Raw genomic sequence first — 21551 nt, 5'->3', positions numbered from 1 at the left:
AGTTTCAATCCACGCGCCCACGCGGGGCGCGACCTGGTAGTTATAACCCATTCAATTCAATAAGGAAATATCCCAATTTTTGCGAACCGAACATAATTCCCCTCCTTGATATCGCCAAAGTCATCAGATGAGGGAATTTTTTGAAGGTAATCAACATGTTAGGGCAGTGCGAAACCACAGGGGATGAGCCGGTCGCTTATGGTTCGCACTGCACTACAAAATCAATGGGCCGTTGAGGTCCATTAGCGGTTTGGCACCAATATGTTCCACTCGATTCACCCAATTCCTGCCAAGATAGTAGAAGCGCAGACTATCGCAATCGGGATTGATGATGTCGCACAGGCGTTGCTTCAGAAATACCCATTGGGCTTGATCGACCTCGATCTCAAACACAGAGTATTGTGCCCGCTGCCCATAGTTGAGACAGGCCTTGGCCAAGCGCCGCAAGCGTTTCGGACCGCCGCTATCGCCGAAACTGACATCGTAACTGACCAGTACCATCATACTGATTTCTCACTTCCAAAGAAATGGCGGATAGCCGTCAATGTCGCCGCGCAAATGCCGAGCGAGCAATTGCGCTTGTATCGCGGGGAACAGACCAAGCGGCGCCTTCTCATCCAGAAACGCATGCAGCAATTCTTCGCGCTTGCGATCCTGATACGCCACCAGTAGCGTTTTTCGCGCCTCGTCGCGCAGGAATACGGCGCCATTGTCCATGGTCCGAAAGTCCTTCTCGGTCAACTGTCGACGATTGAGCAGCGAGAGCGCGAGCCGGTCGGCCAGCACCGGCCGAAACTCCTCCATTAGATCCAGGGCAAGACTGGGCCGGCCCGGCCTGTCCCTGTGCAGGAAGCCGACGGCCGGGTCGAGTCCAACGCTCTCCAGTGCGGATCGGCAGTCGTGGGTCAGCAGGGTGTACAGAAACGACAGCAAGGCGTTGACCGCGTCAAGTGGTGGACGGCGACTGCGCCCTTTGAAGCGCAGGGCAGGGTGTTCGACCCGTATTAATTGGTCGAACACCGAGAAGTAGGCTTGCGCTGCTTCGCCCTCCATTCCGCGCAGGATGTTGATATCGTTTTCGCCAGCCAGGCTGGCGCCGATGCGTTTCAGCCTCAGCCTGGCGTGACGAACCATTGCCTCCGCAGCGGCGGGAAGCTTGTCGCTATGATCGCGCAACGCGCGACCCAGCACGGCGCGTTGATTGTGCAGTTTTCCGGCCAGCATATTTTGAACGATCGCGGCGTGTCCCGCCGCGCTGTCGCTGCGCCGATACTGTTCGCGCCGCAGCAGCACGTTCCCCGATACCGGTCCCTCCAGCCGGGCAAGGAATTTCCCATACGTGGAAAGAAAGCAGACGCAAATTCCTCGTTCCGCACAGAAACCGAGCAAAGGCGGAGACACCAGCACGCGGCCAATGCATACCAGGCTCTCTAGCATGTGGATTGGTAGCCTGCCTTTGGTTTCCCCTTCGACTTCCATGACGATGTTCTCGCCGTCTTTGCGGAGCCAGGCTCCTTCCGTGGTGACATATAGCGTGTTGAGCTGGCGGCGCATTAGTCGTCCTCCAATTGCTTGGCCAACCAGGCATTGACCGACACGTGGCGGCCAAGCAAGCGGGGTTGGCAGATGTCGATTAGCGAGCAGGCGTCGCAACGCCGGGCCGCATACTCGGCTTGCGGCGTTCGGCCCGCCTCGATCAGTGCACGCGTGGCGGCGATGGTGCTGAGTGTCAACTCGCGTAGTGCTGAATCAAAGACGACCCGAACCCGTCGTCTGGACTGGCCGTAAAACAAGGCGCCTTCCTCAATGGGGAGGGCGAGCATCGCCTCCAGGCACAACCCCTGCGCACACAGTTGCACCTCGTCGGCGCGGTGTTGCTTTGGACGGCCGCGCTTGTACTCGACGGGCATGACGCGTGCTGTGTCGCCGGCGTAAAACTCGACCACGTCGGCGACGCCAACGATGCCCAAGGCCCGGTTGACCAGCGGCATGGCGGTCGCCGTGCGAACGCCATGCCGCTGGCCGGTCTGCGCCTGGTCTGCACGTTCGTGCAATAGCTTTCCTTCCGCCGTCAGCCGGTTTTCCGCCCACATCTGCTCGACGTGTATCAGCGCGCATTGCCTCGGGCAGTAGAGAAAATGCTGGAGGGCGGACAGCGGGATCAGTTCGTCATCTTCCATCGCCGCCCCGGCGCATCAAATCAAGGAGCTGACGCTGACGCCGGGCGGCAGCGCCTCAACGTCGACCGTTACCTGATAGTCGGAAAAATTGCGCGCCGGCGTGTCTGCTTCGCCCTGCACGCGGCCTACCTTGACGCGATCGAACAGCACGTGGGCCGGTGCGTTGCCCATGGCGTGTTCGTGCTTGAAGACGATGAGCTTGCGGGCCGACATTTCGCCCCTCGCGGCGGCGCGGTCATGCTCGAACATGTTGATCAGGCTGCGCCAGAGCAGCTCCAGGTCGGCCTCGGAAAATCCGGTGCGTTCCGCCAGTTTTGCCGAAATGAAGCCGTGTAAGCGGTACAAGCCATAGGGGATGATGTGCTTGCGGCCCATGGTGCGGTTGGCGCCGCTTTGATCCTCGGCTTCCTTTTCCGTGGTGACCGCCATGCGGGTGATCGAAATTTCCATCGGCACCACCGGGTCGATCGAGGTGGCGAAGGCGACTTGAATCGGGCCGCGCACCTGGCCGCAATTGACGCCGGTGCTCATGACGGCGCCGAAGCTGCGCACGTCGAAGAAATTCATGCACATCCAGTCCGTCAATTCCTTGGCTTTGGCCGCCTCTTTCGGCAGTTTCTTGTAGCCGTCCTTGGCGTCGGCCGGAATGTCCAGCGCTTTCCAGGCCAGCTCGTGCTGATTGTTCAGGATCGCTTTCTCCTGCATGTAGATGGCATAGCCTTGCGAACCCTCTTTTTCCAGCGTGACGTAGTTTCTGATTTTGCGTTTCAGGCACACGTCGGTGACCAGGCCCTGATTGGTTTCGGGATCGAGACGCGGCATGTTACCGGCGTCGGGGTCGCCATTCGGATTGCCATTGCTGACATCAAACAGGTAGACGAATTCATAGCGGTTGGTGATGGCGTTCATTGTTCGGTTCCTTTGTCGGAGTCGGTTTTGCGGTTGAAGCGGGAATGGGCCTGCTGGTAGTAACCGATGGCGAACCGGCCCTGATCCTCCAGCCTCAGGCTGCGGGGGAATTGGCTGCCGATGCCGTCGATGATGTCGCCGATTTCCCGTTCCAGCACCACGGCCAGGCCGGGCTTTTCCTTGCGCAGCTTGCTCAGGTGATTCTGGGCGTTACGCACTAGCATGGGAAAAATGGTGGCGGGCGCGGCCGAGGCGGCGCCGTAGTAGCGGTCCCGTATCGTGGCGTTGACTTGCGCACCGATGGCGTTGCGTTGGGCATCTTCCAAGACTGCGAACAGGCGTCCCAGGCGGTAGCCGGGGTTGCGGTTTTCCAGATCAAGACTCACAGCGATCTCCTCGTTGATTCCATGAACACCCAGGCGCCTATCGCGCACCAGGACGGCTCTACACAATGCGATGCGCACGCCGGAAATATCGCCGTCGGTGCGCATCCGCATGATGATGTTTGCCAGCAAGCTGCGCGGATAGCGGCTGCCGGTGAGTACTGCGCGCATCATGTCGCCGGCAAGCTGGGGCGCGATGTCCTCGGCCTTGGTCTTGCCGTCGCGACTGGGCACGGTGGCGTGCAGCAGGCGCCAGATGGCAGGCGCGGTTTTCCATGGCTGAGGCACGATGTCGAGATCCTGAAAATGTTCGGCGATACGGCGGGCGAAAAATTCCAAGGTGCCGTTTTGCCAGAAGCGGATCGACAAGCGCGATGCGTTCGGCGCCAGACCAAGCACGAACAGTTCTGTGTTGTCATCGAGATCCAAGCCAAGCTCACGCAGGGGCCTGCCGGCACTGACCGCTTCCAGTACCGTTTTCAGCTTTGCCGCCTCTTGGGCGTCGTCGATTGGCGGGTTCAACAGTTCGGAAAACAGCAGCTGGGCCTTGTCGCAGGCGTCCGCCGAGTTGGCCTCGGCCCAGAATACGACGCTGGCATCGCCGATTTGCAGGCGTTGGCGGTTATGTTCGTCGCGTCGCAGCAGATGGTTGAGTACCGTGCTGTAGGCGAAGGCGGCGGCCTCGGAAACCGGCGCGTTGTCGCCCTGTTGCTTGCCATACGAGGCGAAGGCTTCCAGATTGAACGACACGATCGACGCGCCCGAGCTTTGTGCGCCATTCACGCCGCGGATGGCCGGATGCAGTCGCGCAATGGGCAGGGTTTCGCCCGTGACCAGGCATAGCCCGCTGGCCGCTTGGGCGCCGGCCAGGACTTTGGCGCGCAGCAACTGCGCCGCCGGCGATTGATGGACATACTGCTGTTCGCCGTCGAGGCGGAAGACGATATTGGCGTCCCGCATCTCGTCATTGAACAGCGGTGGACAAAATTGCTCGGGTGTCCAGTGTTGTAGGAACTGCGCCAAGGCCTGCAACGCCGGGTTGTCGGAGTCGGCAAGATATTGTTGGTGCAAGGTTTTGAACGCCTCGTGCTCCAAAGCAGTGCGCGGCCCGGCTTTGTCGCTGACGCCGAGCACATAGCCTGTCTTGTCCCACAAAAAACACGGTGCGATGTTGGAGGCGCGCTTTGCCGGTTGTGGCACGATCATCAGGTGGGGGCGGGGCTTTTTGTCGGTGGTGTCTTGAATATCCTGCACATCGAGCAAGGCGCCGTCCCTGCCGAGTATCAAGGCATAGCTGATCTTCTCTTGGCTGAAACCGAACACCGGCACCTTTTCCTGCGCCGCCAGGCGTTGATAGTATTGATTGAGTGCGCTCAGTATCATGACTTCACCCCACGGGGATCGAAGCTGGGCACGGCGATCATGCCATCGGTCATCTGTGCGCGGAAGAAATGCGGCGTCATGTCATCGGCGAAGTCTATGTCGTGCAGCATCCAGCCGAGGTCGATGGTTTTGCCGAGCAGCGCGGGGTCGACGGCGGGCGCGTCGTCGTTCTCTTCCAACAGTTGGAAGTTGGCGGCGAATTCACGCACCCCCAAGCAGGGCGCATGAAAGCATTGCCCTTTGCGGGCGCGGCGGTTGAAGATGTCCAGATGCTTGCCGACGGAATCGCCGGCCTCGGCGCGGGCGGTCAGCTCGAAGTGGGCTTCGATGACGTAGGAGACGTCGCGCAAGATGGTGGCGGCCCGCTGCTGCCTATCCTCGTCGACAAAGGTGAGCAGGCCGTCGGTGCGCCCGGCCTTGATCGCCTTGCCGACGCTGGACGCGGATAGTTTTCCGCCGACTTCGTTGCGGCGCAAGGATTCGAAGCGGATCGGCTTGAGCACCTGGATGCGGTCGATCTCCCAGCGGATTGCGGGCTTCCAGTGAATGGCCTCCAGAATCCCGCGTGCCGCCGAGGGTGTGATGACATCGTAAGACACACGCTCGACCTTCATTTCCGGTCTGGTGAAGCAGGCTCGCTCTCCCCAGACCAGCAATCGTATTCCATACGTCATTTGACCTCCTGAGTGAATGTCGGCGGCTAGTTGCTGTGCCATGGGCTACCAGCACAAGCCTTCGCTGCGAATGAAAGTCGGATCGTCCCAATGCAATCCGAATTGCGGGTGATACAGTTCCTCGTTTGCCAACACCATGAATTGCAAGCCGTAGCGTTTCTCGTAGGCGGCTTGTATCGCGCCGGTCTGCCGCAAGGTCGCAAAGGTCTGGCGCGGAATTTGCACCATGTAAGGCTGGAGGCCGCGTGCCGCCTTGCCGCAGCCGTCGGCGAATTCAAGGTCGCGCAAGATTTTTCGCGGCGCTTCGTCGAGGGCGATGATGACCGGCATCTGCGTGTTGTCGATCATGCGAAATTTCTTTGCCAGCATCTCGAATGGCAGACCGTCCAGGCCGGCGTCGCTGATTTGACCAAGCAGGTTGTGGGCATCCAGTTGCCGGGCACCTTTTTGCCAGTACAGCAAGCGAAAATAGCTGTCGATGGCGGGCAGGCCCAGGGGATCGGCGCCGTGTTGGCGCAGTATTTCCCTCGCGGCCTGGGCGAATTGCTTCAATTCCGCCGGTGCCGCCCAATCGGGGTTGTCTGGAGTGAAGACGAGCAGTTCGCTGTCCGATACGGGCCGCTTGCCTTCCCGGTTGCACCGTCCCGCCGCCTGGGCGATGGAGTCGAGGCCCGCCTCGGCGCGCAGCACGGTGGGGAAGTCGATATCGACGCCGGCCTCGATCAAGGACGTGGCGACCAGGCGGCAGGGCTTGCCGTCGCGTAGCCTGGCGCGTATCTCCGCCAGCGCCTTGCTGCGGTGCTTGGGATACATGAGCGTCGTCAGATGGCACGCACCCGGCGCGTTGGCGATGGATTCGTAGAGCGCGCGCGCGTGTCGTCGGTTGTTGACGATGCAGAGTATTTGTGAAGACGCGCCCATGCGCGCCGCCAGTTCGTCGTCACTCAAGATGCCGGCGTGACGGATCTGCACCCGCTTGAGCGCGCTGAACAGGCGGGCCGGCTCCGGTGCCAATTCCCGCACGTCTCGCAGGCCTCCGACGAACCCGGGCGCGTTCAATGCCGGTTGGGTGGCGGTGCACAGCACGACGCTGGCCTTGTAGTTCAGCGCCAGTTCGTCGATGGCGGCGACGCATGGCGTCAGCAATTTCAGCGGCAAAGTCTGCGCTTCGTCGAGGATGACCACGCTGGCTGCTATATGGTGCAGTTTGCGGCAGGCGGACGGTCTGGCGGCGAACAGGCTTTCGAAGAACTGCACGGCGGTGGTGACGATAATCGGCCGATCCCAGTTCTCCATGGCCAGTCGCAGCTTGTCGCGGGCCTCGGCACTTTGGCTGGGGTCGTCTTCGAAGGCGCCGTGATGTTCCAGCACGTTGTCGCCAAGGTCGCCGAGTGCATGTCGAAACACGGCGGCGGTTTGTTCGACGATGCTGGTGAAGGGAATGACGTAGATGACGCGGTTCAGACCGTGGACGATGGCGTGCTCCAGCGCGAAGGCGAGGGAGGCCAAGGTCTTGCCGCCGCCCGTGGGGACGGTGAGGGAGAACAGGCCGGGCTGCAATGCCGCACCTTGTCGCACCTTGAGCAGGATGTCGGCGCGCACAATGTTCAGCGGGGAGTCGGCCTTGAAGGACGCGAGATGAGTCTCCAGCCTCGTCCGCAGCGTGCTCAACGGTGTCGCGCTCGTGTCGCGCCGGGTCTTGCGATGTTCGATGCGCTGGTAATAGGCTTCGGTATCCAGATAATCCGCATCCACTAGGCAGGAGAAAATCATCCGGCAAAGGAAGGCCAGTTGGAATTGGCCTCGTCCTTGTGTGACTTGAAAATCGCTTGGCATCGACAGTTGTCCCGGCGCTGGCAGATCGAGGTCGGTTTGCCAGTCGGCTAACAACTGCGGCAGGTCCGCGCGCAAGCGTTCAGCCAGAGGCGACCGTTCGCCCGGGTCGCGTCCGTTGGCCATGCCGGCGTGATGGCCGGCGATGCCGTAGGCGAGCAGCTTGCCGAGCTGCCCGTATCGTTCGCAAGCGATCCTGGCACCCCAGGTGGAATGGTCGACTCGGCCGTGTTCGCCAGCCAGGCGGAGCTGAAATTCTTTGGTGTACTTGCCTAGATCGTGGAGCAGTCCGGCAACACGGGCAAGTTCCGCCGCAGAAAAATCTCCAGCGAACCGGGCCGCCATGTCACCAACTGCTTGCAAGTGTTCACTGAGTGGTTGCCAATCCGATTTGTCGGCCTGATCGGTGGAGTGGGCATAGAAATTTGGCATGGAGGCGGCAGGTGTAGGTTGAGACGGCGGCTCCGTTCCGAGCTGGTACTACCTATGCTAGGCCATTGGTGGCTCACAGGATGAGCTTGTCTTAAAGAGCGCCAGTCCCTTTTGCAGTTGCTCTTGAATCAGCTGGCGCAGCGCCGGTGGAGCGACCACACATACTTCCGGCATGTGGCGCAGGATATCCATTGCCAATTCCCGAGGATCGCTGTACGGCACTTTCAGGTGATAGCGGCCGGCCTCGTCAAACTTTCCCTGCTGCTCGGGGTGCCAGGTTTCTTGACTTACCCAGCGCGCGCGCTCGTTGAAAAATATCAGCTCGGCCCACTGCAGTTCATGACCGGAGAATATTCCGTAACCGCTGTCCAAGGTGATGCACAGTTTTTCATCGGAGATGTCCAATGTCGGCTCGGTAGTAATGCGGACGGCGCGAAGCGAATCGAGTGAGAATCTGCGTATATCTTTTCGTAAGTGACACCAAGCGTCCAGATACCAGTTTTCCTGATAGTGATTCAATCGCTGCGGGGAAATTTCCCGTTGGGTGATTTGATTCGTCGATCGATTGTAATGTTCTATTTGAAGGCGTTTTCGTTGCAATACCGCCGTCGCCACCGGAAGAAAATGTTCCGGTTCGTAGGCGCGGGCATTGAGGCGTTGAATGCGAATGCGCTTTTCAAATTCCTGGACTGGATACCGGTCGTTGCCCAGGATGGCGCGGAGGCGGGTGAGCAGCGGGGCAACATGAGGCGTGAGCAGACCTGGGCCGAGGCTGCTTAACAGTTGTTGCATGGTCAGCAGGGCGTGGATCTCCGAGGCGCTGAACCATAGACCGGGCAATTCATACTTGATGCCCTCGTTCGGCTTGTCGAAACGATAGGCGGCGATCTCGCGGTCCCAAATAATTGGGGCATTCATGCGATCTCGTAAATACTCTAGATCCCGCTTGAAGGTCGCTTTTGAGATTTCCAGCTCATCTAAAAAAGCCGAAAGTGGAACGATACCTCGATCATGTAGCAGCCGTTCGATCTTGTAGATGCGCTCAGTTCGATTCATGCCGGGGATCGGGAAGTATTTGTTGGTTGATGTTGGTACTGCTGAGAATAATTCTTACAATAAGGTATTTTTAGATAAAAGTCTTGTTGTAAATCATTCATCTTCTTAATTAATAACAAATATCAAATTTGCTTGGTATGGTAATGGCGAAGTCATTGCTGGAGTTGCTTTAAAGGAGCCGCCAAAACCCGGCGGTCCGCATTGGCGGACCGCCCGCAGGCGGCAGCCCATGTAGGTGCCCGCCTGCGCGGGAACGACCGGGCGGGGAAGCCTTAGGCGGCCATCAGCTTGAGCGGCTGCGGCTTGGCCCAGGCCTGCTGGGCGACGCGCATCATGTTGCGGCCCATGACCATCTCGGCCTCGGCCTCGCTCATGCCGGTGCGGCGCAGGGCGGCGCCCAGCTCGCGCCACACCGACGGCGGCGTGAAGGTGGGCGCCTTGCTGGCGCTGTAGCCGGCCGAGGCGGGCCACCAGTAGGCCGGGTCGAACTGGCCGGGCGGCGTGTCGTCCAGGCCGCGCTGCTGGAAGCAGATGTCCAGGCCGATGCCGGCGTGGGCCACGCCGACCAGGTTGGCGATGTAGGCGGCGTGGCGCGCCACGTCGTCGGCGTTGGGGTGGCTGCTGCCGAGGAACCAGGACAGGCCGGAGACGCAGACCACGCCGCCGGTGGCGGCGCAGGCGCGGATTTGCTCGTCGTTGACGTTGCGCCCGTGCGGCACCAGCGTGTAGGGGTTGGCGTGGCTGAAGATCACCGGCTTGCTGGAGGCGTTCATCACGTCCATGCTGCACAGGCGGCCGCTGTGGGCGCAGTCCAGCAGGATGCCGGCCTCGTTGATCGCCTCGACCATGCGGTGGCCCAGGCCGGTCAGGCCGCGCGGCACGTCGTGGCAGCCGTCGGCCACGCTGTTGTTGCGGTTGTAGGCCAGCAGGATCTGGCGCACGCCCAGTTCGGCGTACAGCGCCACCATGTCCGGCTGGTCGAGCAGCATCGTCGAGCCTTCCAGGTCGAAGCTGATGGCCATGCGGCCGTCGGCGGCGGCCTGGATGATGTCGTCGACGCTGGAGATCAGCGTGAAGCGCTCGGGGTGGGCGGCGATGGTGGCGCGGTAGCCGGCGATCACCGACATCACCTGCGACACCGGGTTCATGTCGGCGCCGACGTTGAGCGAGACGTGATTGACGCCGGCGGCGTGCAACTGGCTGACCGGCGTGAAATCGGCCTGGGGATGTTGCGGCAGGCAGGCGTGGGCGTCCCAGTTGATCATGAATCCGGTCTCGGTTTGTCAAAATGTCATATTCCCACGAACGGCGGCAAGGCGCAATTGTAGAAACCACAATTGTGCACGGACCGATTTCCTGTCCGCCGCCGGCGCCTGCTTTATACTGGCGGAAAATTCAACGCAAGCTGTACGCAACCAGTACGCAATCAATACGCAATCAATACGCATTCAACGCCAAAGGCCATCATGTCATTTTCCTCGCTGGGCCTTGCTCCCTCGCTGCTCAACGCCGTCACCGCTAGCGGCTACACCGAACCGACCGCGATCCAAAGCGCCGCCATTCCCGCTGTGCTGCGCGGCGAGGACGTGCTGGGCGCGGCGCAAACCGGCTCCGGCAAGACCGCCGCCTTCGCCCTGCCGCTGCTGCAGTCGCTGCTCGACAACCGCAGCGGTCCGCGCCAGCTGCACGGCCTGGTGCTGGTGCCGACGCGCGAGCTGGCCGCCCAGGTGGGCGAGACGATCCGCAAGCTGGCGCTGCATCTGCCGATGCAGGTCAAGGTCGCTATCGTCTTCGGCGGCGTGTCGATCAACCCGCAGATGATGGCGCTGCGCGGCGGCGCCGACATCGTCGTGGCCACGCCGGGCCGCCTGCTCGACCTGCTCGACCACAACGCGCTGAAGATCTCGCGCACCGCCATGCTGGTGCTTGACGAGGCCGACCGCCTGCTCGACCTGGGCTTCAGCGAGGAGCTGGGCCGCATCCTCGAACAGCTGCCGACGCAGCGGCAGAACCTGTTCTTCTCGGCGACTTTCCCGCCGGAGGTGCAGGCGTTGGCCGACACCATGCTGCACCAGCCGACCCGGCTCGAGGTGCTCGGCGAGCCGGCCAGCAAGCCGGACATCGCCCAGCGCGCCATCCTGGTCGACGCGCCGCGCCGCACCCAGCTGCTGAAGAACCTGATCCTGCAGCAGCGCTGGAGCAAGGTGCTGGTGTTCGTCGCCACCAAGTACGCCGCCGAGCACGTGGCCGACAAGCTGCGCCGCAACGGCATTCCGGCCGGCGCCTTCCACGGCGAGTTGAGCCAGGGCGCGCGCGGCGAGGTGCTGGCCGAGTTCAAGGCCAGCCGCCTGCAGGTGCTGGTGGCCACCGACGTGGCGGCGCGCGGCATCGACATCGCGCGGCTGCCGGCGGTGGTCAACTACGACCTGCCGCGTTCGGCGGTCGACTACACCCACCGCATCGGCCGCACCGGCCGCGCCGGCGAGAAGGGCGTGGCGGTCAGCTTCGTCAGCGCCGACACCGAGGCGCACTTCCGCCTGATCGAGAAGCGCCAGGAAATTTTGCTCGAGCGCGAGCAGATCGCCGGCTTCGAAGCGGTGGAGCAGGCCACGCCGGTGGCGGCGGTGACCGACACGGTCAACGGCGGCATCAAGGGCAAGCGCAAGAGCAAAAAGGACAAGCTGCGCGAGGCCGCCGCCCTGGCCGGCGAATAGTAGTAACAGGCGGGGTCAGTGCCGACATTCGGACACAGGCTCAGCTGTAAGCCGGCGCGATGGCACGGTATATGGTTGAGTTCGTGTCCGAATGTCGGCACTGACCCCGGGGTTCTTTATCTTTGCGGCTCAGAGGCTAGCGCGATGCGGCGGCGCAGGCGCGCGGCCTCCTGCGCGTCGCCGGCCTGCTCGGCGCGCTGCGCCTGTACGCCCAGCCAGGCCAACAGCGGCCGGCGCCAGCCTTGCGCCGACGCCGCCTCCACCGCGCCCGCCAACACCGGCGGGCTGGCGCGTCCGGCGCGCAACAACACTCCCGACGCCACCAACTTCGACAGCGGATCGGCGATCGCCTGCACGGCAGCAGCAGCGGCGGCGGCGTCGTTGCCGGCCATCGCCACCGGCTGGTGCTGCGGCGGCAGCAGGGCGGCCTCCTGCGCGCCGGCGCGGCCGGCCAGGTAGGCGGCGTAGGCGCGGTCGGCCGCGCCGGCGTCCGGGCGCAGCTGCTCGAAGCCGGGGCAGTCGTCGAAGGCCAGCGCGGCGACGTGGCCGGCGCAGCGCAGCAGCTCGGCGCGGATCACCAGGCCGGGCTGGCCGGTGCTGGCCAGGCTGGCGCGGGCGCGGGTGAACTCGGCCGCCTCCACTTTCGCGTTGCCCTCCATGTAGGCGGCCTGGGCGCGGTCGAGCGCGCCGTGGGCGTCCATTTGCCAATCCGGCAGCGGCGGGTTGTTGCCGCAGCCGGCCAGCAGGGCCAGTGCGGCCAGCAGCGTCGCTGGTCGTGGCAGGCGCGCTGGCGTGGTGGCGGCGTTGCATGTCGTTGTGCTGGTCATGGCAGCTTGATCTCCGTGTCGCGTTTGAACGGCCATTTGCGGTTGATCTCGTTGACCAGCTGCTCGACCCGGCGCAGGCTGCTTTCGACCTCGGCGCGCAAGCTGCCCAGGTCGGCGGTGGCGACCCTGGCGTTGGCGCCGACGGCCTGCGCCTCGACCAGCACGGCGTCCATTTTCTTCAGGCTGGCGCGGGCGTCGGCCAGCAGGGCGTTGAGCTGCACCACGGTGGCCTGGGCGTCGGTCATCACGCCGTCCTTGCCGAAGACGCGGCGGTCGGCGTTGCCGATCAGGCTGTCGGCCTTGAGGGCCAGCGCGTCCACCGTCACCAACAGCTTGTTGGCCCGCTCGACCAGCTGCTGCGCCTGTTTGTCGTCGCCGGCCAGCAGGCCCATGGCGCCGGCCGGGCCGTTGATCTTGTCGGTCATGCCCTTAACGTTGCGCAGGCTGGCCTCCAGCGCGGAGTTTTCCGCCGTCAGGCTGCTCAGGTTTTGCAGCAGCTCCTTGGCGGCGGCCAGCAGGCGCGGGATCTCGGCGCCGGCGTCGCCCACCAGCAGGGCGCGCACGGCGCCGTCGGCCAGCGGCGGGTCGGTCGGAATGCCGCTGTAGGCGCGCAGGCGGGCGCCGCCCACCAGGCCGCGCTCCAGCGTGAAGATGCTGGTGGTGCGCAGCCAGTGGGCGTCCTTGCGCGGCACGTCGACGACGATGCGCGCCTTGCCGTCCTCGGCCAGCTCGATGCGGCGCACGCGGCCGACCGGGAAGCCGGCGAAGGTGACGTCCATGCCGACCACCACGCCCTCGGAGTCGTCGGCTTGCAGCAGCAGGGTCTGGGTCGCCTCGAAGGCGCCGCGCGCGTACATCAGGTAGAGCACGGCGCCGAGCAGCAGCGCCACCATCAGGGCCAGCAGCAGGGCGGCCTTGAACTCGGCGTTGCGGATCGGTGGCGGCTCGGGTGGAATCAGGGGGGAGGGCGTGGTGTCGGTCATGTCGGGTGGCGCGTTGGCGCGCTCAGTAGTAGTTGCCCATCAGGGAGGCGATTTCGATCAGCAGGATGACGCCGAACACGCGCACCATGTCGTTCAGGCCGTGGCTGGCGCGGGGGCGGTAGCTGGCGCCGTCGTAAAAGGACGAGGCCATCGGGATCAGGCCGGCGGCGAAGCTGAAGAACACGATCTTCAACAGCAGGATCAGGGCGACGGCCGGGTTGAACACCTGGCCGACGACGCGGGTGTAGCCGTCCAGCGCCCACGGCGTAAAGCCGTACAGCGACAGGTAGGCCAGCAGCAGCGTGAGCACGCAGCTGACCGCCGCCAGCAGCCAGACGGCGAACACGCCGGCGGCCACGCGCGGGAAGTATTCGCTGCGCAGCAGCGCCATGCCGCTGGCCTGGGCGCCGAAGTCGCCCTCGGCGCGGCGCTGCGCCAGTTCGAGGCCGGTGGGCAGGGTGCTGCGCAGGGCGACGAAGGCGGCGGCGGTCAGCGGGATCAACTCGAGCACCAGCACGCGCACCACCATCTCCAGCGCGAAGCGCGACAGGCCGTAGCTTTGCGAGGTGACCACGACGATGCGGATCAACACCAGGCTGATCAATGACGCCAGCACGGTGAACCACAGCAGGTTGGGCGCGGTGGCCTGCACCAGTTGGCGCGCCAGCGCGGGGCGCAGCGGCTGGCGGTAGCTGCTCGGCATCAGCGCCAGCTCCAGCATCAGCACGGCGAAGTGCAGCAGGCGCCACCAGCCGCCCAGCCAGCTCATGGCGGAACGGTGCAGGCGGCGCAGCGCGGCCGGAATGGATGTGGATGAAATCATATTGGCATCTTAGCATTGCGTGGCGGCGCCGGGGCGTCCGGCTGGGCCGCCGGCTTCTACTTAGCTACCGCGCTACTGCGGCGCGAAGGTCTCGACGATGGCGTCGGCCACGGCGCGCACGCGGGCGCTGCGACTCAGGTCGCTGTGCATGACCAGCCAGGTGTCGTAGTGTTCGACCCGCTCGGGCCAGATGCGCACCAGTTGCGGGTCGAGGTCGGCCATGTGGCAGGGCAGCTCGCCGATGCCCAGGCCGGCCCGCGTCGCCTCGATCAGCATCATGCCGCTGTTGACCTCCATCGCCACGCGGGCGTTGGCGACCGGCTCGCCGCAGATTTTTTCGCGGTGGCGCGGCGCGATGCTGCTCTGGTAGATGACGATGTCGTGGCCGGCCAGCGCGGTGCCGCGCTGCGGCTCGCCGCGCTCGCGCAGGTAGCCGGCGGTGGCGTACAGGCCCATGTCGCGCCGCGTCAGGTGGCGCGAGATCAGGTCGGGGCTGGTGGGGCGCAGCGTGCGCACGGCCAGGTCGGCCTCGCGCCGGGTCAGGCTGGAGATCTGCGTGGTGGTGCTGAGGACGATGCGGATCTCCGGGTGCATCACGTGCAGGCGCTGCAGGGCGGCGATGACGAAGCTGCTGGCCATGGTGTCGGTGGTGGCGACGCGGACGATGCCGGACAAGCGGTTGTCGATGCCCTGCATTTCGCGTTGCAGCTGGTCGGCGGCCTGCTCCATCAACTCGGCGGCGGCCAGCGCCAGCTCGCCGGCCGGGGTGGCGACGTAGCCGGACGGCGTGCGCAGGAACAGGCGGGCGCCCAGCGAGGTTTCCAGCGCGGCCAGGCGGCGGCCCACCGTGGCCTGGTCGATCAGCAGGGTGCCGGCGGCGCCGCGCAGGGTGCCGGAGCGGTAGATGGCGAGAAAAATCCGGGCGTTGTCCCAGTCGATGGCGCTGCTCCTGGCGAGGTGTGGGCGAGGTGGTGTGCTGGCGATGCATTTTCGCATCGGGGTGCCGATCTTATGCGTATTTACTGCATCACGCAAGCGGCCTACCATGCGGCTTGAAATCTCTCCCGCCATAGGAAAGCCATGACATCCCCGCAGAAATCCCCCGCCGCCGCGCCCGTCGCCGCCGCCGCAGCAGCAGCCAAGCCGGCCGTGCCGGCCTTGTTGGTGCTGCTGACGTTAGCGATAGGCTTCGTGATGGCGATGATCGACGTCACCGCCGTCAACACCGCCCTGTCCGACATCTCGCTCGACCTGGCGGTGCCGCTCACCGGCCTGGTCTGGGTGGTCGACGGCTACACGCTGACCTTCGCCGCGCTGCTGCTGGCCGGCGGCGCGCTGGCCGACCGCTATGGCCCGAAGACCGTCTACCAGGGCGGCCTGGCGCTGTTCATCGGCGCCTCCGTGCTGTGCGCGCTGGCGCCCAGCGGCAACGCGCTGATCGCCGCGCGCCTGCTGCAGGGGGCCGGCGCCGCCTTGTTCATGCCCAGCTCCCTCAGCCTGCTGAGCCACGCCTACGACGACGACCACACCCGCGCCCGCATGCTGGGCACCTGGTCGGCCATCGTCGGCTGCGCCTCGTCGGCCGGTCCGCTGGTGGGCGGCATCCTGGTGCACAGCTTCGGCTGGCGCAGCGTGTTTTGGGTGAACGTGCCGATCGGCCTGCTGGGCATCGTGCTGACGCAGACGCTGCTGCCGGCCACGCCACGGCACGAGCGCGCGCTGTCCCTGCTCAGCCACGCGCTGGGCGTGTTGGCACTGGCCGCGTTGAGCTTCGTGCTGATCGAGGGGCCAACGCTGGGCTGGGGCTCGGCGCCGGTGTTGACGGCGGCCGTGTTGACGGTCTTGTCGGCCGGCGCGCTGCTGCGGCGGGAACGCCGTGGCGCCCATCCGCTGCTGCCACGCGCGCTGTTCGCCAGCGCCACCTTCGGCGCCGCCAACGGCGTCGGTTTCCTGATCAATTTCGCCGTGTTCGGCCAGTTGTTCTTGTTGAGTTTGTTTTTGCAGCAGTCGGGCGGGGCCGACGCCCTGCACACCGGGCTGCAACTGGTGCCGATGATGGCCGCCTTCGCCGCCGGCAATCTGCTGTCTGGACGGATCTCGGCGCGGGTCGGCGTGCGGCCGCCGATGTTGTACGGTTTGAGCGTGGGCCTGGCGATGGCCGTGGCCTTGCTGGCCTTCCTGCGGCCGGACACGCCCTATCTGTTGCTGGTGTTGGGGACGATGCTGATGAACGTCGCCATCGGCATCGCGATACCGGGCATGACGGCGACGGTGATGCAGGTGGCCGGCCGGGTGCATGCCAACAGCGCCGCCGCCGCGTTGAACGCCAACCGCCAGATCGGCGCCCTGGTCGGCGTGGCGATGATGGGCAGCGTGCTGCACATGGCGCTCGATTGGCGGTGGCGCCTGCCGCTGGCCTTCGGGCTGATCGCGCTGGCCTATGCCGGCGCCTGGGCGCTGGTGTACCGCCACGTCAGGCTGGCCAGGCCGTCGGCGCCGCTGGCGGCGCTGCCCGAGGCTTGAACGCCGCATCCTTAGGGTCAGACCCTAGGGTCTGACCCTGGCGCCTGCCCTTGCGTCAACCCTGGTGCGTTGCCGTCGGACGGCCTACTCGCCCCGGCCGCGGCGCCAGCTGATCATCTCGGCGATGGTCAGGATCGGCATGCCGTGCTGCTCGGCGAAGCGTTCGATCGCCGCGCCGCGCATCATGCTGCCGTCCGGATTCATCAGCTCGCACAGCACGGCGGCCGGCTGCAGGCCGGCCATGCGGGCCAGGTCGACCGAGCCCTCGGTGTGGCCGGCGCGGGCCAGCACGCCGCCCGGCGTGGCGCGCAGCGGGAAGACGTGGCCGGGGTGGACCAGGTCGGCCGGCTTGGCGTCGGCGGCGATGGCGGCGCGCACCGTGGTCACGCGGTCGGCCGCCGAGACGCCGGTGGTGACGCCGTCGCGCGCCTCGATCGAGACGGTGAACGGGGTGCCGTAGCGGCTGCCGTTGTCGGCGGCCATGGGCGGCAGCTCGAGCTCGCGCACCCGCTCGGCGGTCAGGCACAGGCAGACGATGCCGCTGCATTCGCGGATCAGCAGGGCCATGCTCTCGACGGTGACTTTTTCGGCGGCGAGGATCAGGTCGGCCTCGTTCTCGCGGTCGAAGTCGTCGAGCAGGATCACCGGCACGCCGGCGCGCATGGCGGCCAGGGCGGCGGCGATGCGGCCCTCCAGGTCGGTGGAGTGGAGTTGGTGGGACGGGTTGGTGCTGACTAACATGGGAAACGCTCCTCGCATCGATGGCGAAAAACGCGACAGGGCAAGCGAATACGCGCGGCCGCCCGCGCCGACGCATCGGACAGGGGACCACGTTACCGCACATCTTCTTTCATCCGGACTATACCGTCGGCTCTGGAGTCGCACCAGATCTGCTGACCCCGCCGGCACACTGCCCGGCGGGCGCTCGCGGGCTTGACCGTTGCCGGTCTTACCGCCGGTGGGGAATCGCACCCCGCCCCGAAGACGTATTGTTGTGCCTGCCGGATGGCAAGCGCGACAATTCTAGCGCAATTCGGCCGATCCGGTGCGCGCCTAGGGGTTTTCCACTAGACCCGGGCGGGCGTCGGGCGGGCCGATTCGCCGCCGCCGCCGGGCCGAGCTGCTACACTACGGGCTGGCACCGGTTGGCGTGCGTGATTTTGGCAAGAGGTATCAAGATGGCGAAGAAAAAAGAAGAGCTGGACCCGGAAACGATGGCGCTGATTAACTGGTGCATCGAAGTCGAGGGCTTCCTGGTGGCCGGCGGCGCCACGCAGGAGCAGGCGCAGGAACACATCGAGGAAGAGGTCGAGTGGTTCACCGACCAGTTCTACGACGGCCTGACGCCGGAAGAGGCGGCCAAGGAAGCGCTGGCCTGACCGGCGTGACGGCGCGGCGCCGCTCAGGCGGCCGGCGCGTCGTGGCAGACCACGCACAGCTTGTTGCCGTCCGGGTCGCGCAGATAGGCGCCGTAGTAGTGCGCATGGTATTCCGGCCGCAGGCCCGGCGCGCCGTCGCGGCCGTCGAACGGCGCGCCGATGACGAACTGCGGGCGCGACAGCATGGAACTCCCTTTCCAGTTGATATTCCAGTCGATAATTCCAGTCGATAGTTCCAGTATATAGCCACAGCGCGGCCGTGCCGCGCGCCGTCCACCGATGAACCACCCAGCCGACCAACATAGTAGCGCAAACGCCTTCCGCCCGGACCTGGTGCGCTGGCGCCAGCTGGTCGCGCCGGCCTGGCTGGCCGCGCTCAACGCCGGCCGGCCGGTGGCGGCCGCGCCGCCGGCCGGCTGGCGCCTGTTCGAGGTGGGCTGCGGCGGCGCCGCGCTGTTCGAGCAGGCGCACATCCCCGGCGCCGGCTACATCGACACGGCCGAACTGGAGCAGGAGCCGTTGTGGAACAAGGTGTCCGACCAGACGCTGCTGCGCCTGTTGCTGCGCCTCGGCGTGCGCCACGACGGCTGCGTCGTGTTGTACGGCCGCAGCACGCTGGCCGCCGCGCGCGCCGCCCACCTGCTGCTGTACGCCGGCGTGCGCGACGTGCGCCTGCTCGACGGCGGCTTCGCCCTGTGGCGCGCCGGCGGCCACGCCGTGCAGGCCGGGCCGCCGGCCCGCCACGACGCCGTGGCCGCCTTCGGCGCGCCGTTCCCGGCGCGGCCCGACTATCTGATCGATACCATCGGCGCCAAGGCCCTGTTGGCCGGCGGCGACGGCGCGCTGGTGAGTATTCGCAGCTGGAGTGAACATACTGGCAAGATTTCGGGGTATAGTTACATCGAGGCCCGGGGCGAGATCCCCGGCGCGCTGTGGGGCAGGGCGGGCGACGACGGCGACGTCAACAGCATGAGCGCCTTCCACCTGGCCGACGGCCGCATGCGTCCGGCCGGGGAGATCCGCGAACAGTGGCGCCGGGCCGGCATCGTCGGCGCCGGCCGCACCGCCTTCTACTGCGGCACCGGCTGGCGCGCCTCGCTGGCGTTCTTCTACGCCTGGTTGATGGACTGGCAGGGCATCAGCGTCTACGACGGCGGCTGGTGCGAATGGAGCCGCGACCCGGCCAACCCGGTGCGGCGCCGCGTAGAGACCGGCTGAAGCCGGCGCCACTGCGGCGGCGGGCGGCACGATCCGAATCGAGAGGAGCGACGATGGATGAAGTCAGCATCGGCGCGGCGCCCGGCCTGGCCGGCGGCGAGCCACAGCGGCACGGGCGGGAGCAGGGGCGGGAGCAGGCGCGGCGGCCGGGGCGCCAGCTGGCCGACCTGCCGGGGCCGAAGGGCAGCCCCATCATGGGCAGCGCCAGGGCGATCAACACGACCCGCTTCCACCGCGTGCTGGAGGACTGGGGCCGCGAATTCGGCCCGCTGTACCGCTTCCGTATCCTCAACCGCACGGTGCTGGTGACGGCCGAGCGCGAGCTCATCGCCGCGCTGCTGCGCGACCGGCCCGAGGCGATGCGGCGCCCCGCGCGCACCGCCCGCCTGCTCGAGGAGATGGGCACGCGCGGCCTGTTCACCGTCGAGGGCGAGGAGTGGCGGCGCCAGCGCAAGCTGGTGATGCGCGCCCTGACACCCGAGGTGATCCACCGCTTCTTCCCGACGCTGGCGGCCTACACCGAACGCCTGCGCCTGCGCTGGCAGGCGGCCGTCGCCGCCGGCCGCCCGGTCGACCTGGCGCGCGACCTGAAGGCCTACACCTTGGACGTCACCGTCGGCCTGGCGATGGGGCAGGACCTCAACAGCCTGGAGCGCGAGGACAACCCGCTGCAGCGCGACATCGAGTTCCTCTTCAACCGCCTGGCGCGGCGGCTGACCTCGCCGTTCGCCTATTGGCGCGTCGGGCTGCTCAAGCGCGCCGTCGACCGCGAGGCCGACGCCGCCTCGGCGCGCGTGCGCCAGGCCATCCTCGGCTTCATCGCCGAGGCGCGCCGCCGCATGGAGCGCGATCCGGCGCTGCGGCAGAAGCCGTCGAACATGCTCGAGGCGCTGATCGCCGCCCGCGACGAGGACGGCTCCGGCTTCAGCGACGAGGTGGTGGTCGGCAACGCCGTGACCATGGTGTTCGCCGGCGAGGACACCACCTCCAACACCATGGCCTGGCTGATCGACTTCCTGGCGCGCCAGCCGCGCGAGGCCGAGACGCTGGCCGCCGAGAGCGCGCGGGTGCTGGGCGGCGCCGCCGTGCTGGACGACTACCGCGGCCTCGAGCAGCTGCGCTACCTGGACGCGGCGACGCGCGAGGCGATGCGCCTGAAGCCGGTGGCGCCGATCATGGCGCTGCAGCCGAACCACGACATGGCGCTGGGCGACGTCGCGGTGCCGGCCGGGACCATCATCTTCTGCCTGCTGCGCCACTGCGCCGAGCGCGGCGGCGAGTTCGAGCAGGCCGACCAGTTCCGCCCCGAGCGCTGGCTGGACGGCGCCGGCGGCGCCGGCGACGACCCGGCGCGCAAGCTGTTCCCCTTCGGCGGCGGGCCGCGCTTCTGCCCGGGGCGCTACCTGGCGATGGCCGAGATCAAGATGGCGATGGCCATGCTGGCGAAGAATTTCGTGCTCGAGCCGGTGCCGGGCGCGGCGCCGGCCGAGGAGACCTTCACCTTCACCATGACGCCGAGTTCGTTGCCGGTGCGGCTGCGCGCGCGCTGAGCGGTTTGCGCCATGTCGAAGCGGACGCACACGGCGCGGCGCGGCGCCTAAGCGCGCCGGAAAACATGCTAATCTAGGCCGGCCGCTGTCCCATCGGCGCGCTGTACCGTCCGCGTCGCCCGGCCGGCCGTCCACCCACCGACAGCAGAGGAAGCCATGCTCAAGAAAACCGCCATTGCCGTTGTCGTCTTGATCGCGCTGGTGTTGTTCGCCGCCGCGCTGCAGCCGAACAGCTTCCGGGTCCAGCGCAGCGCCACCATCAAGGCGGCGCCGGAGAAGATCATGCCGCTGATCAGCGACTTCCACAACTGGACCACCTGGTCGCCTTGGGAGAAGCTCGACCCGGCGATGCGGCGCACCTTCAGCGGCGCGGCGCGCGAGCAGGGCGCCGTCTACTCCTGGGAGGGCAACGACAAGGTCGGCGCCGGCCGCATGGAGATCGTCGCGCTGGCCGCGCCGACGCGGGCGCAGATCAAGCTGGACTTCCTCAAGCCCTTCGAGTCGCACAACACCACCGAGTTTCTGCTGACGCCGCAGGGCGGGCAGACCGTGGTGACCTGGACCATGTCCGGCCCGGCCAGCTTCGTCACCAAGCTGATGGGGCTGGTGACCAGCATGGACAGCATGATCGGCAAGGACTTCGAGACCGGTCTGGCCAACATGAAGGTGGCGGCCGAGCAGTAG

The 21551-nt window shown here is 65.9% G+C and carries 21 protein-coding genes and 1 riboswitch; of the genes, 6 read left to right on the top strand and 15 right to left on the bottom strand.

The window, feature by feature from the left end; genetic code table 11:
• Window positions 1-213 precede the first annotated feature (213 nt).
• The 9 genes from cas2 to BM252_RS10595 form a co-directional block, all read right to left on the bottom strand.
• The gene (gene cas2 / locus BM252_RS10635) at window positions 214-504 is read right to left on the bottom strand and encodes a CRISPR-associated endonuclease Cas2 (protein ID WP_093387242.1); all 291 of its coding nucleotides are present in this window, start codon (window positions 502-504) and stop codon (window positions 214-216) included.
• Between the two features lie 9 nt (window positions 505-513).
• Window positions 514-1554 (bottom strand): type I-C CRISPR-associated endonuclease Cas1c, encoded by a 1041-nt coding sequence (cas1c, locus tag BM252_RS10630; protein WP_093387239.1) that lies wholly within the window; start codon window positions 1552-1554, stop codon window positions 514-516.
• Window positions 1554-2180 carry a CRISPR-associated protein Cas4 gene (gene cas4 / locus BM252_RS10625; protein ID WP_093387237.1) on the bottom strand — a complete coding sequence of 209 codons (627 nt, stop codon included), beginning with the start codon at window positions 2178-2180 and terminating at the stop codon, window positions 1554-1556. Before cas4 ends, cas1c begins: the two co-directional genes overlap by 1 nt.
• Window positions 2181-2195: 15 nt before the next feature.
• Entirely contained in the window at window positions 2196-3089 is an 894-nt protein-coding gene (gene cas7c, locus BM252_RS10620; RefSeq protein WP_093387234.1) for a type I-C CRISPR-associated protein Cas7/Csd2, read from the bottom strand.
• Window positions 3086-4855, bottom strand: coding sequence for a type I-C CRISPR-associated protein Cas8c/Csd1 (gene cas8c, locus BM252_RS10615; RefSeq protein ID WP_093387232.1), 1770 nt, complete (start codon window positions 4853-4855; stop codon window positions 3086-3088). The genes cas7c and cas8c overlap by 4 nt, the downstream gene beginning before the upstream one ends.
• Window positions 4852-5529 (bottom strand): type I-C CRISPR-associated protein Cas5c, encoded by a 678-nt coding sequence (gene cas5c, locus BM252_RS10610; RefSeq protein ID WP_093387229.1) that lies wholly within the window; start codon window positions 5527-5529, stop codon window positions 4852-4854. Before cas5c ends, cas8c begins: the two co-directional genes overlap by 4 nt.
• A gap of 45 nt (window positions 5530-5574) precedes the next feature.
• Window positions 5575-7794: a CRISPR-associated helicase/endonuclease Cas3 gene (locus BM252_RS10605; RefSeq protein WP_093387227.1), complete on the bottom strand. Its 2220-nt coding sequence runs from the start codon at window positions 7792-7794 to the stop codon at window positions 5575-5577.
• A gap of 57 nt (window positions 7795-7851) precedes the next feature.
• Entirely contained in the window at window positions 7852-8850 is a 999-nt protein-coding gene (locus BM252_RS10600; protein ID WP_093387225.1) for a helix-turn-helix transcriptional regulator, read from the bottom strand.
• 272 nt (window positions 8851-9122) lie between these two features.
• A complete protein-coding gene (locus tag BM252_RS10595) occupies window positions 9123-10115 on the bottom strand; it encodes a dipeptidase (protein WP_093387223.1) in 993 nt (330 codons plus the stop codon).
• A gap of 201 nt (window positions 10116-10316) precedes the next feature.
• On the opposite strand from BM252_RS10595, the gene BM252_RS10590 reads away from it, so the two are divergent.
• Entirely contained in the window at window positions 10317-11564 is a 1248-nt protein-coding gene (locus tag BM252_RS10590; protein ID WP_093387220.1) for a DEAD/DEAH box helicase, read from the top strand.
• 116 nt (window positions 11565-11680) lie between these two features.
• Here BM252_RS10590 and BM252_RS10585 read toward each other — a convergent pair whose 3' ends face one another.
• The 4 genes from BM252_RS10585 to BM252_RS10570 form a co-directional block, all read right to left on the bottom strand.
• Window positions 11681-12391 carry a hypothetical protein gene (locus BM252_RS10585; protein WP_245774185.1) on the bottom strand — a complete coding sequence of 237 codons (711 nt, stop codon included), beginning with the start codon at window positions 12389-12391 and terminating at the stop codon, window positions 11681-11683.
• A complete protein-coding gene (locus BM252_RS10580; RefSeq protein WP_093387218.1) occupies window positions 12388-13374 on the bottom strand; it encodes an MlaD family protein in 987 nt (328 codons plus the stop codon). The genes BM252_RS10585 and BM252_RS10580 overlap by 4 nt, the downstream gene beginning before the upstream one ends.
• 22 nt (window positions 13375-13396) lie before the next feature.
• Complete coding sequence (locus BM252_RS10575; protein ID WP_093387215.1) at window positions 13397-14197, bottom strand: MlaE family ABC transporter permease; 801 nt, start codon at window positions 14195-14197, stop codon at window positions 13397-13399.
• Window positions 14198-14269: 72 nt separating this feature from the next.
• Window positions 14270-15136 carry a LysR family transcriptional regulator gene (locus BM252_RS10570; protein WP_093387321.1) on the bottom strand — a complete coding sequence of 289 codons (867 nt, stop codon included), beginning with the start codon at window positions 15134-15136 and terminating at the stop codon, window positions 14270-14272.
• Window positions 15137-15277: 141 nt separating this feature from the next.
• Here BM252_RS10570 and BM252_RS10565 point away from each other — a divergent pair, with 141 nt between their 5' ends.
• Window positions 15278-16720 (top strand): MFS transporter, encoded by a 1443-nt coding sequence (locus tag BM252_RS10565; RefSeq protein WP_093387213.1) that lies wholly within the window; start codon window positions 15278-15280, stop codon window positions 16718-16720.
• A gap of 84 nt (window positions 16721-16804) precedes the next feature.
• Here BM252_RS10565 and ribB read toward each other — a convergent pair whose 3' ends face one another.
• Window positions 16805-17461, bottom strand: coding sequence for a 3,4-dihydroxy-2-butanone-4-phosphate synthase (gene ribB / locus BM252_RS10560; RefSeq protein ID WP_093387210.1), 657 nt, complete (start codon window positions 17459-17461; stop codon window positions 16805-16807).
• A 97-nt stretch (window positions 17462-17558) separates the two neighbouring features.
• A riboswitch (FMN riboswitch) is annotated at window positions 17559-17710 on the bottom strand.
• A gap of 188 nt (window positions 17711-17898) precedes the next feature.
• Between ribB and BM252_RS10555 the strand changes: the two genes are divergently transcribed.
• A complete protein-coding gene (locus BM252_RS10555; RefSeq protein ID WP_093387208.1) occupies window positions 17899-18099 on the top strand; it encodes a hypothetical protein in 201 nt (66 codons plus the stop codon).
• 23 nt (window positions 18100-18122) lie between these two features.
• On the opposite strand, the gene BM252_RS10550 is transcribed toward BM252_RS10555, so the two are convergent.
• Window positions 18123-18284 (bottom strand): VOC family protein, encoded by a 162-nt coding sequence (locus BM252_RS10550; RefSeq protein WP_425442291.1) that lies wholly within the window; start codon window positions 18282-18284, stop codon window positions 18123-18125.
• 94 nt (window positions 18285-18378) lie between these two features.
• On the opposite strand from BM252_RS10550, the gene BM252_RS10545 reads away from it, so the two are divergent.
• The 3 genes from BM252_RS10545 to BM252_RS10535 all read left to right on the top strand — a co-directional run bounded on the left by BM252_RS10545 (window position 18379) and on the right by BM252_RS10535 (window position 21551).
• Window positions 18379-19317, top strand: coding sequence for a sulfurtransferase (locus tag BM252_RS10545; RefSeq protein WP_093387205.1), 939 nt, complete (start codon window positions 18379-18381; stop codon window positions 19315-19317).
• A 53-nt stretch (window positions 19318-19370) separates the two neighbouring features.
• A complete protein-coding gene (locus tag BM252_RS10540; RefSeq protein WP_093387203.1) occupies window positions 19371-20867 on the top strand; it encodes a cytochrome P450 in 1497 nt (498 codons plus the stop codon).
• A gap of 156 nt (window positions 20868-21023) precedes the next feature.
• Window positions 21024-21551 carry an SRPBCC family protein gene (locus tag BM252_RS10535; RefSeq protein WP_093387200.1) on the top strand — a complete coding sequence of 176 codons (528 nt, stop codon included), beginning with the start codon at window positions 21024-21026 and terminating at the stop codon, window positions 21549-21551.

This window comes from Rugamonas rubra (genome assembly GCF_900114705.1).
Lineage (GTDB): Bacteria > Pseudomonadota > Gammaproteobacteria > Burkholderiales > Burkholderiaceae_D > Rugamonas > Rugamonas rubra.
This window is presented reverse-complemented; position numbering and strand designations above follow the sequence as displayed.